The sequence below is a fragment of the Clostridium rectalis genome, from assembly GCF_900626095.1.
GTDB classification, from domain to species: Bacteria; Bacillota; Clostridia; order Clostridiales; family Clostridiaceae; genus Clostridium_AS; species Clostridium_AS rectalis.
In genome coordinates, this window is the sequence record NZ_UYZZ01000001.1 from 371,385 (window position 1) to 386,463 (window position 15,079).

At 26.9% G+C, this 15,079-nt stretch carries 17 protein-coding genes; 16 read left to right on the plus strand and 1 reads right to left on the minus strand.

What is annotated here, in order from left to right; translation table 11 throughout:
* The first annotated feature begins 3 nt into the window (after positions 1-3).
* The 8 genes from aroA to EJL03_RS01690 all read left to right on the plus strand — a co-directional run bounded on the left by aroA (position 4) and on the right by EJL03_RS01690 (position 6,694).
* Entirely contained in the window at positions 4-1,305 is a 1,302-nt protein-coding gene (gene aroA / locus EJL03_RS01660) for a 3-phosphoshikimate 1-carboxyvinyltransferase (protein WP_243108592.1), read from the plus strand.
* Between the two features lie 60 nt (positions 1,306-1,365).
* Positions 1,366-2,001 carry a TraR/DksA C4-type zinc finger protein gene (locus EJL03_RS01665; protein WP_125152230.1) on the plus strand — a complete coding sequence of 212 codons (636 nt, stop codon included), beginning with the start codon at positions 1,366-1,368 and terminating at the stop codon, positions 1,999-2,001.
* A gap of 157 nt (positions 2,002-2,158) precedes the next feature.
* Positions 2,159-2,617: a signal peptidase II gene (lspA, locus tag EJL03_RS01670; RefSeq protein ID WP_125152231.1), complete on the plus strand. Its 459-nt coding sequence runs from the start codon at positions 2,159-2,161 to the stop codon at positions 2,615-2,617.
* Positions 2,607-3,524: an RluA family pseudouridine synthase gene (locus EJL03_RS01675; protein WP_125152232.1), complete on the plus strand. Its 918-nt coding sequence runs from the start codon at positions 2,607-2,609 to the stop codon at positions 3,522-3,524. The genes lspA and EJL03_RS01675 overlap by 11 nt, the downstream gene beginning before the upstream one ends.
* A 215-nt stretch (positions 3,525-3,739) precedes the next feature.
* Positions 3,740-4,276 carry a bifunctional pyr operon transcriptional regulator/uracil phosphoribosyltransferase PyrR gene (gene pyrR / locus EJL03_RS01680; protein ID WP_125152448.1) on the plus strand — a complete coding sequence of 179 codons (537 nt, stop codon included), beginning with the start codon at positions 3,740-3,742 and terminating at the stop codon, positions 4,274-4,276.
* A 45-nt stretch (positions 4,277-4,321) separates the two neighbouring features.
* On the plus strand, positions 4,322-5,641 hold the full coding sequence (uraA, locus tag EJL03_RS01685) for a uracil permease (protein ID WP_125152233.1): 1,320 nt from the start codon (positions 4,322-4,324) through the stop codon (positions 5,639-5,641).
* A 138-nt stretch (positions 5,642-5,779) separates the two neighbouring features.
* Positions 5,780-5,908, plus strand: a complete 129-nt coding sequence (locus EJL03_RS16555; protein WP_279222048.1) for a hypothetical protein — start codon at positions 5,780-5,782, stop codon at positions 5,906-5,908.
* A 21-nt stretch (positions 5,909-5,929) separates the two neighbouring features.
* Entirely contained in the window at positions 5,930-6,694 is a 765-nt protein-coding gene (locus tag EJL03_RS01690) for an exodeoxyribonuclease III (protein ID WP_125152234.1), read from the plus strand.
* A 14-nt stretch (positions 6,695-6,708) separates the two neighbouring features.
* Here EJL03_RS01690 and EJL03_RS01695 read toward each other — a convergent pair whose 3' ends face one another.
* Positions 6,709-8,442: an Rqc2 family fibronectin-binding protein gene (locus EJL03_RS01695; RefSeq protein ID WP_125152449.1), complete on the minus strand. Its 1,734-nt coding sequence runs from the start codon at positions 8,440-8,442 to the stop codon at positions 6,709-6,711.
* Between the two features lie 160 nt (positions 8,443-8,602).
* Between EJL03_RS01695 and dapF the strand changes: the two genes are divergently transcribed.
* The 8 genes from dapF to EJL03_RS01735 all read left to right on the plus strand — a co-directional run bounded on the left by dapF (position 8,603) and on the right by EJL03_RS01735 (position 14,988).
* Complete coding sequence (dapF, locus tag EJL03_RS01700; RefSeq protein ID WP_125152235.1) at positions 8,603-9,427, plus strand: diaminopimelate epimerase; 825 nt, start codon at positions 8,603-8,605, stop codon at positions 9,425-9,427.
* The gene (locus tag EJL03_RS01705; protein ID WP_125152236.1) at positions 9,424-10,485 is read left to right on the plus strand and encodes a hypothetical protein; all 1,062 of its coding nucleotides are present in this window, start codon (positions 9,424-9,426) and stop codon (positions 10,483-10,485) included. The genes dapF and EJL03_RS01705 overlap by 4 nt, the downstream gene beginning before the upstream one ends.
* Positions 10,486-10,593: 108 nt before the next feature.
* Positions 10,594-12,030, plus strand: coding sequence for a GspE/PulE family protein (locus tag EJL03_RS01710; protein ID WP_125152237.1), 1,437 nt, complete (start codon positions 10,594-10,596; stop codon positions 12,028-12,030).
* On the plus strand, positions 11,993-13,240 hold the full coding sequence (locus EJL03_RS01715; protein ID WP_164508970.1) for a type II secretion system F family protein: 1,248 nt from the start codon (positions 11,993-11,995) through the stop codon (positions 13,238-13,240). The genes EJL03_RS01710 and EJL03_RS01715 overlap by 38 nt, the downstream gene beginning before the upstream one ends.
* Positions 13,241-13,256: 16 nt before the next feature.
* Positions 13,257-13,643: a type II secretion system protein gene (locus EJL03_RS01720; protein WP_164508971.1), complete on the plus strand. Its 387-nt coding sequence runs from the start codon at positions 13,257-13,259 to the stop codon at positions 13,641-13,643.
* Positions 13,644-13,671: 28 nt separating this feature from the next.
* Entirely contained in the window at positions 13,672-14,124 is a 453-nt protein-coding gene (locus EJL03_RS01725; protein ID WP_125152240.1) for a hypothetical protein, read from the plus strand.
* On the plus strand, positions 14,102-14,530 hold the full coding sequence (locus EJL03_RS01730; protein WP_125152241.1) for a pilus assembly FimT family protein: 429 nt from the start codon (positions 14,102-14,104) through the stop codon (positions 14,528-14,530). Before EJL03_RS01725 ends, EJL03_RS01730 begins: the two co-directional genes overlap by 23 nt.
* On the plus strand, positions 14,527-14,988 hold the full coding sequence (locus EJL03_RS01735) for a prepilin-type N-terminal cleavage/methylation domain-containing protein (RefSeq protein ID WP_125152242.1): 462 nt from the start codon (positions 14,527-14,529) through the stop codon (positions 14,986-14,988). Before EJL03_RS01730 ends, EJL03_RS01735 begins: the two co-directional genes overlap by 4 nt.
* Positions 14,989-15,079: the final 91 nt, after the last annotated feature.

The window sequence follows — 15,079 nt, forward strand, 5'->3', positions numbered from 1 at the left end:
AAAGTGAATACAAATTCTATTATTATAAAATCTGCAGGTGGACTTGTGAAAAAAAATTATAGTATGTTAGGGGATAAATCTATAGCCCATAGAGCTATTTTATTAGGAGCTTTAGGTAGTGGGGAATATAAAGTTAAAAATTTTCCTAACAATAAAGATTGTAGTACCACTTTAAACTGTATGATGCAACTTGGTGTGGATATAAAAAAAATAGGCAATACACTATATATAAGTTCTCCAGGATATAGTAATTTTAATAAAAAAATTTATAGCTTAAATGGGGAAAATTCGGGAACTACAGTGAGGCTAATTTCTGGAATATTAGCTGCTTTAGGAATTGAAACTAAAATTATAGGAGATGAATCTTTAAGTGGGAGGCCTATGGGAAGAATAGTTGAGCCATTAGAACTTATGGGTGGAAAAATTAAAATGGAAGATAATCATCTTCCATTATATTTTCATAATAATAGTGGGATGCATGGAATAAATTATCATATGAAAGTGGCATCAGCACAGGTGAAATCATGTATACTTATGGCAGGTTTTTTATCTAAGGGTGTTACTAAAGTTATAGAAAATATGTATACTAGGGATCATACAGAGAGAATGTTTAAATTCTTAGGTGCGGATATAAAAATTATAGATAAAGAAATAGTAATTAGAAATTCTAAATTACAATGTAAAGATATATTTATACCAGGTGATATTTCCTCTGCGGCTTATTTAATTGCATGTTGTATATTGGGAACAGGATGTACTATAACCATTACTGATGTGCTATTAAATGAAAGAAGAAGGAAGTATATAGATATTTTAAAAAGTATGGGTGCAAAAATAAAATACAATACAACTAAAATATTAAATGAAGAAAAAGTAGGAGATATTGTTGTATGTAGTGGAATTTTAAAGGGTACTAGTATAGATAAAAATATAATTCCATATATAATAGATGAAATTCCTATATTATCTTTATTAGCGGCATTTGCCAAAGGAGTTACTATTTTTAAAGGTGTTGAAGAGTTAAAATACAAAGAGAGTAATAGAATAGAGGCTATAATATATAATTTAAACAACATGGGAGTGAAAACTAAATTTGATGGAGAAGATCTTATAATATATGGTGAGAAAAAGTACATAGATAAAAATATTTATATAAAGACATTTAATGATCATAGGATTGCTTTAACATTTTTATGTGCTGCTGTTAGAAGTAAGGAAACTGTGTTTATAGATAATTGGGCATGTACGGATATATCCTTTCCTAATGCAATAAATTATTTTAAGGATTTTATAAGAATAATTTAGTTATGTTGAAGGGAAAATAGTTATAGTAAACCACTTTTGTAGAAAGGGGATTTTATAACTATGAATAAAAATGAAATGACTAAATTTAAAAAAAGACTTCTAAAAGAAAAAAGTGATGTAGAAGAAATTATAAAACTTATGAAAAAAAATGAAACTATTACTTCTAATACTGAAGCATCATCCGAATTATCTACTTATGATAATCATCCATCGGATACAGCCACTGAACTTTTTAATAAAGAAAAAGGATTGGCACTTAAAGAAAATGAACTAAATATTTTAAAGAAGATAGATTCTGCTTTAAAAGATATAGAAGAAGGATCTTATGGAAAATGTAAAGGCTGTGGTAAAAAGATCAATAAAGAAAGATTGAATTTTATACCTTATGCAGAGTATTGCGTTTGTTGTCAAAATAATATAAATGCCCCAGTTAATTATAAAAAAGAAAAAACAAATTTTGATGCCAAAAATAGGGCAATAGAAGAAAAGGCTTTAGGACGCTTTGCTGGATATGTTAATAATGATTTTAGTTTAAAAAATAAAGTACAATTTGATTCAGAGGATAGTTATCAAAGCGTAGCAAGATTTAATAGATTAGAAAATGTATATGATGAGTATTTTGATGATGAGGAGGATGGATACGTAGAGCCAGTAGAAAAAATCAGTAATGAACAATATAAAAGAAGTTTAGAGTAACAAAAGTTTTTAGTTTAGAAAAATAGTTTTTTTATCTAAAGGTAGAAATTATTTTAAAGGGATGCGTAGTACTTATTAGCTTCTACTTTTTAAAAAAGTGGAGTATATAAATTATATAAGAAAAAAATGTATTTAATAAAGGTATGGGGGGGATTTAATGATAGTCATCATGGTTGTAATCGGAATAATTTTTGATAGATTAACTAAACTTTGGGCAATAAAAAACTTATCTTTCGGAGATGACTTAGTTATAATAAAAGACTTTTTTCAGTTTTCATATTTAGAAAATTCAGGTGCCGCATTTGGAATATTAAAAGGAAGATCTATATTTTTAATAACTATAACATTAATAGTTATAATAAGTATAGTATTTTTTATGATAAAAAATAAAAATAAATGCAATCCCTTGTTAAGTATAAGTTTAGCATTAATTATAAGCGGAGCTATAGGAAATTTAATAGATAGAATTCAGTATAAATATGTTGTAGATTTTATATTAGTTCATTATAAAGAGAGCTATTATTTTCCTACTTTTAATGTGGCTGATGTGTTGGTATCAGTTGGAACTTTTTTGTTAGCAATATATGTGTTAAAGGAAGATGCTTATGGAAGATAATATATTTTTAATTGGTAAAGAAGATGAATTAAAAAGAGTAGATGTATTTTTATCTCATAAAATAAAGGATAAATCTAGATCCTATATACAGTCACTTATAGAAAAACAAAAAGTGAAAGTAAATGGTAAAATAAGAAAAAGTAACTATAAATTAAAGGAAAATGACGAAGTTTTTATAGATATTCCGGAATCCATACCATTAAATATACAAGCTGAAGATATACCATTGGATATATTATACGAAGATAAGGATATAATTGTAGTAAATAAGTCCCAAGGAATGGTAGTTCATCCTGCTAGTGGAAACTTAAATGGAACATTAGTTAATGCCCTATTAAATCATTGTAAGGACTTATCTGGTATAAACGGAGTTACTCGTCCTGGAATAGTACATAGAATAGACAAAGACACTTCAGGAGTTTTAGTGGTAGCGAAAAACGATTTAGCACATAATAAGTTAGCAGAACAATTAAAAAATCATTCTATGAATAGAATTTATGTAGCTTTAGTTGAAGGAGTATTGAAAAATGATGAGGGGATTATAGATGCACCTCTTGGTAGGCATCCTGTTGAAAGAATAAAAATTGCCGTAATAAAGGGTGGTAGAAAAGCTATAACCCATTATAAAGTAATAAAAAGGTTTAATAATTATACTCTTGTGGAGTGTAAATTAGAAACTGGTAGAACTCATCAAATAAGGGTACATATGGCCTATACTGGACATCCACTTGTAGGGGATCCAGTTTATGGGTACAAGAAACAAAAATTTAATCTATTAGGACAAATGTTGCATGCTAAGAAACTGGGTTTTATACATCCCTCCACTAATAAATATATTGAATTCAGCACAGAATTACCGAGTTACTATAAGAATATACTTATAAATTTAGAAAAACAGTTGAAATAGAATATAATCTGTGATATTATAATTAAAAACCTTTAAGTGATCCAGAGAGATCATAAGGCGTAAGTATGTTTTGCAGTATTAGTTCTCTACGTCTTGATTTCTTGATCAAGGCGTTTTTATTTTTCTTAAGTTTATAAAAGTTAAAAATTTTAAAAATATATGTTAAATATTGTTAATAATCATTATTTTATTGAAAAGAGAGGTAGGTGAAAAAATTGAAATTAAAGGCGTCAATATTAGATGATAAATCTGTTAAAAGAGCTCTTGTAAGAATTTCCCATGAAATTATAGAAAAGAATAAGGGGATAGAAGATATTGTATTGGTTGGAGTAAAGAGAAGAGGATTCCCTTTAGCTGAAAGAATTGCCCAAAATATTGAATTTATAGAAGGAATAAAGGTTCCTGTAGGAAGTGTTGATATAACTTTATATAGAGATGATCTTACAGCAATATCAGATAAGCCTGAGATAAAAGATGATGATATACAGGTGGATGTGAAAGATAAAAAGGTTATTCTAGTTGATGATGTTATATATACAGGTAGAACTGTAAGGGCAGCAATAGATGCAGTATTTCATAATGGAAGGCCTAAAATGATACAACTTGCTGTACTTGTAGATAGAGGACATAGAGAATTACCTATAAGGGCAGATTATGTTGGGAAAAACATACCAACATCTAAGAGTGAAATAGTTTCTGTCCAGGTGGCAGAAATAGATAAAGAGGATTCAGTAAATATATATGAACTATAAAAACTTTTAAATTAGTCCTGTGAGACTAAAAAGGAGGAACTGATAATGAAAGATTATATTGATATAAACGAGAAATTACCTATTTTAAAAACTATTCCTTTAAGCCTTCAACATTTATTTGCTATGGTTGGAGCGACCATATTAGTACCAATGTTAACGGGAATGAGTCCATCTATAGCACTTTTCTGTAGTGGTGTAGGAACACTTTTATATATACTATGTACTAAGGCGAGACTGCCAGCATATATTGGATCATCCTTTGCATTTATAGGCCCAATGACTGTGGCATCAGCAGCTTATGGTGCTAATGCAATGATGTCTGGGGTTATTGCTGCAGGAATAGTTTATGCAACAGTAGCTATTATAATAAATTTTACAGGAACTAACTGGTTAAATAAATTGTTGCCTCCTGTAGTAGTAGGATCAGTTGTAATAGTTATTGGACTTGGACTTGCATCAGTAGCTATAAATTGGGCAGGACTCAATTCGAGTTTTACAGTTGAGTCAATGGCTCATGTACCTAGGTGGCAGTGGATAGCAGTATCTATGGTTACTTTAGCAGTTGGAGTATTAGGAACTATGTATTTTAAAGGGTTTTTAGGAGTAATTCCAATTCTTATTGCTATGATAACAGGGTATGTGTTAGCTCTATTTTTAGGAGTAATATCTCCTGAAAATTTAAATAAGATTGCAACAGCTAAGTTATTTCAGTTTCCACCATTTATGAAGCCGAAATTTAATATAAATGCGATGATACTTATGGCACCGGTTGCTTTTGTAACTTTAGCTGAACATATAGGACATGTTTATGTAACAAATAATGTAGTTGGAAAAGACTTTACTAAAGATCCTGGATTGCATAGATCAATACTTGGTGATGGAGTAGCTACAATTTTTGCAGGGTTAATAGGGGGACCTCCAAATACAACTTATGGAGAGAATGTAGGAGTAATGGCCATAACAAAGGTTTATAGTGTATGGGTAATAGGTGGAGCAGCTATAATCGCTATAGTATTATCTTTCATAGGTCCTGTTGCTACTATAATAGAAACAATGCCAATGCCAGTAATGGGTGGAGTAAGCATATTATTGTTTGGTATAATAGCTTCATCTGGTTTTAGAGTATTTGTTGAGGATAAGGTAGATTTTAGTAAGAAAAGAAATCTTGTCATAGCATCAGTAATAATAGTACTTGGAATAGGTGGAGCAGCTATAAAATTTAGATTTAATGGAGCAGATGTAGAAATTGCAGGAGTAGCATTAGCGACTTTAGTGGGGATTATCTTAAACTTAATTTTACCTGCTAAGAGTAGAACAGAAGAAGAAACAAAAGAGAAACAAGGAAAAGTAAAAAAGGCAATTTAAAACATAATATAGATATTAATTTGAATAAAAGCTATTGACACTATAAAAGTGTTAATAGCTTTTGTGTTTTGAAGTGTTATTGTGATATAATTTACATTAAGTATTATGCTGGTTTATTAAATATAAGGAGAGATATAGATGGAAAATGTGTTAGTTATATATTCTTTTTTAGAACCATTAGTTAGTATAATGGCTAAAATGGCATTTATATTTTTAGCTTATAAAGCTATGCAAGTTATGAATTTGTACATACATAAAAACAAATAGTTTATATAAGGGGAGAATTAGATGAGGATATACTCATGGAATGTAAATGGATTAAGAGCTATAGCAAAGAAAAACTTTTTTCAATGGATTGAAATTGAAAAACCAGATATTTTGTGTATTCAAGAAACTAAATTGCAGGAACACCAACTGGAAGAAAGTTTAAAGGATATTAAAGGATATAGTTCCTATTTTAGCTTTGCAGAAAAAAAGGGATATAGTGGGGTGGGAACTTATACCAAAGTTAAGCCTATAAGAGTGGAAAGGGGTATACACTTAGAAAAGTTTAATACTGAGGGTAGAATACTTTTAACAGAATTTGATGAATTTATACTTTTGAATATATATTTTCCTAATGGTCAGATGAATGAAGAAAGACTTAAATATAAACTAGCCTTTTATGATGCTATATTAGATTTCAGTAATGATTTAGTTGAACAAGGGAAAAAACTGATTATATGTGGAGATTATAACACAGCCTATAAAGAGATAGATTTAAAAAATCCAAAGCCTAATGAAAAAAGTTCTGGATTTTTACCTATAGAAAGATTATGGATAGATAAATTTATAAATAATGGGTACACAGATGTGTTTAGACATCTATATCCGGAAGAAGTACAATATTCTTGGTGGAGTTACAAATTTAAAGCAAGAGAAAGAAATGCAGGCTGGAGAATAGATTATTTTTTTGTATCTAATAATTTTATAGATAGAATTGAAGATGCGAAAATATTAACGGATGTATATGGTTCAGATCATTGTCCGATACAGCTTGTAATAAAAGACTAGAAAAAGGTAACACCTTATTCTAGTCTTTTTAATAACGGTTTTTCCGGGTTTATATATATTGTTTTATTAGTATAATATATAACCATACCGGGTTTGGCTCCATTAGGTTTATGAACATTTTTAATATTTGTATAATCCACTGCTACCTTAGAGGAGTCTTTGGCTTTACTATAATAGGCTGCCAGATTTGCTGCTTCTTCTAAAGTTTTATTAGTAAAGTCTTTTGTAGTTTTTAATATAACGTGAGACCCAGGTATTTCTTTTGTATGCATCCATAAATCATGATTATTAGCAAATTTTAATGTTAAAAAATCATTTTGAATATTATTTTTGCCTACATATATATCCACACCCTCAGAGGAAAGAAAATGCATGGGTTTACTTTCTTTCTTCTTTTTTTTAGATTCTTTTTTAAACTTTATATAGCCAGTTTCCATAAGTTCCCTCTTAATATCATCTATACTTTTATAATCTTCAACATTTAGTACACTAGTTAGTACAGATTGAAGATAATTTATTTCTTCTTTTGTAGAGTTTATCTGTATAGTAGTAGCTTCTTTGGATTTCTTAAGTTTATTATATTTCTTAAAATAGTTTTGTATGTTTTCAGATGGAGTTTTATTTGGTGATAATTTAATTGTAATATATTCGTTATTTTCGTTATAATAATTAAGTACAGAGATTTCTTTATCCCCCATATTTATATTATATATATTTGCTGTTAGTAATTCACCATATGTTTTATACATATCTTTTTTATTACATTCTTTTAAAGTATTTTCAAGGAGTTTAATTTTTTTAAAACACCTATCTAAATTATTATTTAAAAGTCTTAAAAGATTTGAACTTTTACTATGAAGTCTATCTTTTTTATCTTTTTCGTAATAATAGGTATCTAAAAGAATTGATGGAGTTTTAAAGTTTTTTGTATTATAATCCTGTAAATTAGTAAGTGGCAAACAGTAAAAATCTTTCCATTCTTTTTCATTATAATAAGCATCAAAAGTAAAATTATCTTTTTTTATAGTGTTAAATATATCTAAAATATATTCATTGATTTCAAATAAATTTTCTACAGAGAATTCGATGTTTTCACTATATATTTTAAAGTGTATTTCTGTTGAAAATTGTTTACTTATACCTGTGAAGACCTTATAAAAAAGATTTTTGTCAAAGCTAATATAATTATTTATGATAAATAAGGATAAATCTTCATAATTATAATTAAAGGGATTTAGCTTATTTGATTTTGGTGGGAATTTAAAGCTAATTCCTGGATAAAGGCATCTTACACTATTTATTTCAGGAGTAACATGTTTTATACTATCCATTATTAAGTTATCTCTATCTCTTATCAAAGTTATATTACTATGTCTTCCCATTATCTCTATAATTAAAGTATATATACTATTAAATCCTAAGTCATCGGTACTCTCGAAGTCTAAAAGAACTATTCTATCTGAATCTATTTGTCTTATATTTACTAACTTAGAGCTGTTAAGATATTTTCTTAATAGCATACAAAACATTGGTGGTGCCATAGGATTTTCTTTTATTATATTTGTAAAGTGTATTCTAGGATAAATTGCGCTAGCACTTATAAGTAATTTATAGGTTTTTCTATCCTTTTTCATAGATAATAGTATTTCGTCCTTTTCAGGTTGGTTAACTTTCTCTACCCTTCCATTTATAATTTTATTTTTAAGTTCTTGAATGATGCTATATAAAAAAATTCCATCTAGAGCCAAGTCTATCATCCTTTCGGTAGTATAATTTATTGCTTTCATTAAAGATTTTATTTATGTATAGTATAGCATTATAAAATTTTAAAATAAAGAAATATTATTATTGATATTGTATACTTAAAGTAGTAAACTATTTCTGATATTTTTTTAGGAGGAAAGGGTTATGAAATTTACTAAAATGCATGGAGCTGGAAATGATTTTATAGTTATTGAAGATATGTTTGAATTATATTTAAATAAAGAAAGTGTGATGGCTAAAAAATTATGCCATAGACATTTTTCAATAGGAGCAGACGGTGTATTATTTGTAAGAAAAAGTAATATTGCAGATATACAAATGGTAATAATAAATGCAGATGGATCTTATGCAACTATGTGTGGAAATGGAATACGATGTTTCGCAAAATATGTTTATGAAAGTAAGTTGATAAATAAAGAAATTATAGAAATAGAAACAGGAGATGGGATAAAAAAGGCTTATTTAAAAGTTATAGAAGGAAAAGTGCATAGTATAACCATTAATATGGGAAGTTTTTCTTTTAATCCTAAAGATATTCCTGTTAATTCATCAGAAGAAATAATCAACAAAAAAATTTGTATTGACCATAAAGAATATAAAATAACTTCTGTATTTATGGGTGTGCCACATACTGTTGTATTTGGTAGATTGGATGATTTTAATATATTAGAGGGAAGTTTTATAGAAAATTATAGTATGTTTCCAGAAGGAACCAATGTGAATTTTTGTGAAATAGTAGATGAGGATAAAATAAAGGTTAAGACTTTTGAAAGAGGAGCAGGTGAAACTCTTGCATGTGGTACAGGTAGCTGTGCTACTGTAGTTATAGCAAATAGACTAGGGTTTATTAGATCTAATGTAAAAGTGAAGGTTCCAGGTGGTACACTTTATGTGGAAGTTGTGAAAAAACAGGTATTTATGACTGGTAGTGCTGATATTATTTTTACAGGAGAAATTGATTATAAATGATGAATGTTAGAAAATTATTACTGATAGGTATTAGTGCTTTTATGGTAACAGCGGTATCGTCTTGTAGTAATAAAAAAAATCATAATGAAATAGAAAATGCTATTACTAAGCCCCAATATACAAATGTAATAGTTGCAGAAAATAAAGATGAAAATATAAAAATTTATGGTGTAAACAAAAAAGAATTAGCTAAAATAGAAGATAGAGAGAAGTTTTCACAAATATTATATACTAATAAAGATTCTACATTTGTATATTTAATGAAAGATAAAGAGAATGAAAAGAAAAATAATATTAAGATTTTATCTAATAATGTTGAAGACACAATAAACAATTTTTTTTGGGCATCAGATTTAAATATGTCTCCAAATGGTGGAAAGATAGCATATAGAACTTTTAAAAGAGAAGAGATAGATAGTATAGAGGGCTTAACTTTATATGATACAAATAAAAATATATCTATTAAATTTGATAGTAAAGTAACAATTTCAGGTAATTTATACACATGGATAAACGAGAAAGAAATTTTATATTATGGTGTGGATAGTGATACAGAAAAGAAGGGAATTTATAAATATAATACGGAAACAAAAAAAGAAAATGTGTATTTAGAAAATATGGATGGCTACTGTATGTATTTTATGTATTTTGACAATAAATTATTAGTATTGTCAAGTAACAGGGATAAAGATAATCTTTATATCTATAATAATGGGCAGAAGTTATTATTGTCTAATAAAGTAAATAAGATATATAAGGGGATATATGATAAGTATAGAAAAATAATATATATTATAGCATCTGATTTAGATAGTGAGGCTACACTGTATAAAATTGATACTGAGAAAAATTTCATGGAGAGACTTACTTATGATTTGCCAGAAAAAGTAGACGAAAATGGTGGAATAGGCGTCTCAAGTGATGGACTTGTATATTATTGTGGATTTACATCATTAAATGATAATAGTAATGATGTATTTATGTATAATCCAGAAGATAACTCCAATAATTTGATATCTGTAAACCCATCAAAATATCATATTTTTACTTCTAATTAAAAGGATAAATAGTTTTAAAACTATTTATCCTTTTCTGATTATTAAAAAGAAGTATGGGTATAATGATTAATGGAAAATAGTTACAAAATTTAAAGGAGCTTATTTCATATGGATGAATATTTAGATTTAAGTTTTACACAATTAAATATGGATGCATTAAAGTATGTGCCTATGGATATAGCAATTAATTACTGTATATTTCCGTTTAATATAAAGGATAAAAAGTTGTACTTAGCTGTAACGGATAAATTTAATAGTAACATTATGGAAGAATTAAAATTTATTTTTAATGTTGATTTATTAACATTTAAATCAAACGAAGATGATATTATAAATCTTATACATAAATATTATAGAAAATATGAAGTTAATAAAGTAGTTACTAGTTTAAAATATGATAAAAATGAAAAATTACAAGGACTTGAAATTAATAAAGAGGTCTCACCAGTAGAAAAAATAACTAACTATATTATAGAGGAAGCTATTATAAAACATTCCAGTGATATACATATTGAACCTTTTCCTAAAGAAGCTATTATACGATTCAGAATAGATGGGATATTATATAAAATTAAGCAGATTCCATTAGATGTTTACTACAATTTATTAGGAAGGATAAAGATATTGTCTAATATAGATACTACAGAAAAGAGAATTCCACAAGATGGAAAGTTTGTATATGAATTTAGAAGAAAAAAGTATGATTTAAGAGTATCTACACTACCAATTGTAGATGGAGAAAAACTAGCTATAAGAATATTGGATAAATCCGATAGATTTAAAAAATTAAGTTCTTTAGGTTTTAATAAACAAATAGATGAATCTATGAAAAATATAATAAATAAACGGCATGGAATTTTTCTTATAACTGGACCTACGGGAAGTGGTAAGTCTACTACCTTATATGCAATTTTAAATGAAATGGATAAAGAACATAAAAATATTATAACACTTGAAGATCCCATAGAATATTCAATAAAAGGTATAAATCAGGTCAATATAAATCCTAAAATTGGATTAGATTTCTCTTTAGGACTTAAAAGTATAGTAAGGCAGGATCCAGACATAATAATGATAGGTGAAATTAGGGATGAAGAAACTGCTCAGATGGCCATAAGAGCTGCAATTACAGGTCATTTAGTTTTGGCAACAATGCATACTAATGATGCTATTTCATCAATTTTAAGACTAATAGATATGGGGGTACCTACATATTTGTTGGCAGATGCAATGATAGGAGTAATGGCACAAAGATTAATTAGAAAATTATGTCCTTATTGTAAGGAAAAAGAAAGTAATGAATCAGCTTATTATATATATAGTTCAAAAGGATGCAAAAAGTGTAATAATGGGTATTTTGGCAGAATTGCAGTTTGTGAGTTAGTAGAGTTTACAAATGAGCATAAAAGATTAATTGCAAAGGGTTTCAGTATAGATAGATTAAGAGAATTTAGTATAAAACATGGTATGAAAACATTGAAAAATAATGGAATGGAACTAGTTGAAAGTGGCAAAACTTCAATGCAAGAAATTATTAATTTGTAAAGGAGGGAATAAAATCTATTATTATAAAGCTATAAATTTAGAGGGAAAAGAAATAGAGGGTAACTATAATGGTAAAAGCATAGAAAACTTAACTTTGAATCTAAAAAGTAGAGGTTTTTTTATTATAAAATACAGAAAAACTTTAAATTTAAAAGAAAAAATTAAAATATACAAACCTTCCAATAAGAGCATATATATTTTTTGCAAACAGTTAACAATTCTATTGTCCTCAGGAGTTACCATTACTCAATCCATTAATATATTGTCAGAAAACAATAGTAACAAAATATTTAAGAGCAGTTTATTAGATATAAATAAAAATCTATTAGAGGGAAAAAGTTTATCCAGTAGTATGAAAAAATATAAGTTAATATATCCTAGTTTATTAATAGAAATGATTTGGATTGGGGAGAAAAGCGGAACATTATCAACAGTATTAGAAAAACTAACTATATTTTATGAACAACAATATAAAATGGATAATAAATTAAGAAAGGCTTTAGTTTACCCTATAGTATTATGTTTAGTGTCTTTTATATCAATATTATTTTTAATAAATAATATATTACCACAATTCATAGACATTCTTAAAAACACATCTGTATCAATACCCAAGCAAACTAGTTTTATTATATATACTTTTAAATTTTTTCATAGATATAAATTTATTATATTAATAGTTTTTATTTTTTTAATAATGTTTTTGCATAAGTATTTTAAAAGTGAAAGAGGAGATTACAATTTATCTAAAGTTAAATTAAAATTTCCTATTCTAAAAAATATATATTCCAATTTGTATATTTATAAAATATGCACAACATTAGGTATTATAATAAAATCTGGAATGAATATAAATCAATCTTTTGAAATACTATCATCCGTTGTAAAAAATAAAATTATAGAGAGAAAAATTATAGATGTCAAGGAATGTATTCAGCAGGGAGAAACTTTAACCAATTCCTTTAAGAATAATTACTTATTTAATTCAAACTTTTTATCAATGATATATGTAGGAGAAGAAAGTGGTAATTTGGATAATGTGTTTATCACATTAGGAAAACTATCAGAGGAACAAGTGTATATTACTTTAGATAGTATGATAAAACTAATTGAGCCAATTATAATACTTGTTGTGTCAATTATAATTCTTATAATTATCTTATCTATAGCAGTCCCTATGTTAGATATTATAGATACGTGTATAGATTAAAGAAAGGAGAAGTATTGTGAGAAAACATAAAAATGGATTTACTATAGTAGAACTTTTAATAGTAATGTCCATAATATTTATACTAATGGGGTTTATATTACCAAGATTTAAGGGGTATCAGACAAAGGCTAAGAAGCTAAAGGTTGAAAATTATGCCAGGCAACTATATACAGCAGTAATGGCAAGTTATGGAGAAAATAATGGAAAGTTAGAAACAGAAAAAATAGAAAAAGATATAGAACAATTAGTAGGAATTTTAGAAGGGAAGGATGATTCTGTTGCAGTTTCTGTAATAGATGATAATGCTATTATAGATTTTAGTTTAGATAGTAATAAATATAACATGGTAGTACATGAAGATGGATATACTTTAAGGGATTCTAAAGGAGAGATTATAAAATGAGGTTAGGTATTTAAAAGAGGGAGATAATGTGAAAATTACTAATAAAAATGGGTATATGTTAGTTGAAGTTATTTTAAGTTTAACTATAGTTTTTTTTATATCAACCATATTTATGTTAAACATAAATGGAATAAAAAGTTTACTGAATAATATTCAAAATGATTTTTGTAGTAGCTCTATACTAAATTTTATCAATAATAGCAAGGAGTATTGTAGATATAATCAAACTAATGGAGCGGTTGTTTTTGTATATAAAGAGAATAAGCTTATGTTTTATAGTAATAGGAAAAAAATATATGAGTATAAATTACCGCAAAAATTTAATATATATTATGTTAATGCTAGGAATAATGAAATAAGAATTGATAAAACAGGGTTTAGTAGCGATGCATGTACAATATGTTATAAAGATGGAAAGGGGAAAGAACACAAAATAACTATGTGTGTTGGAACTTCACATGTACAAATACAGGAAAGATGAAAAGGGTTTTATACTAATAGAGGTTCTATGCTCTATTTTAGTATTTATAGCCATATGTACTATATCTTTTAAAGTAATAATAAGTGCTTTTAAATTAAAAACATATAATGAAAATTTATATTATTATGCAAGGTTTTTATCAGAGGTTAAAAACTGTATTATATATAATGACTTAGACATTCATAAGGAAGACAAAGAAGTTTATATTTGGGGAAAGGATATGAAACTTGGAATTTTAAAGGAAAATAACTTAATTGATATTAAAAAGGAGACTCCTCCATCAAAACCTCCATATTTGATTATAAAAGTTAATAAATTTCATGAGAACAAAGAAGAAATATTATTAAGCATAATGCTTGAAAAGGAAAATATAGAATGTAATTTTATTAGAGGAGGTTCTAGATGAAAAAAGGATTTACATTAGTAGAGATGATAATATCTATAAGTTTAATGTTAAGCATATATACCATGGGATTTAAGGTGATGACCCAATATCTACACTATTATAAAAAAGAACAAAATTATGCAGTTAACGAATTTTATGCAAATGAAGCTTTTATTTTTATTGAAGAACAAATTCATAGGGCAGATAATGTAGAACTTTTAAATAATATGGGAAAATCAGAACTAAAACTATGTAAAAATGGCATGGAAAATTATATAAAATTAAAAGGGAAAAAACTAATTTTAACATATGGGAATAGTGATACAGGTTACCATAATAATATCTTAGTAAATATAAAAGGGTTAAATATGTATAAAAAAGGAAATGTTTTATATCTAGCTATAATTACAGAAATGGGGAGTGAATACGAAAGGTGTATAGGAATACCGAAGAAAAAGGTTTTATCCTTGTATATATAATATTTATAGGTATAGTTTGTTTAACTATTTCTCTGTATATTTTTAAAATTCAGTATATGAGATTTGAGAATACAAAATCTTATATGAAAAC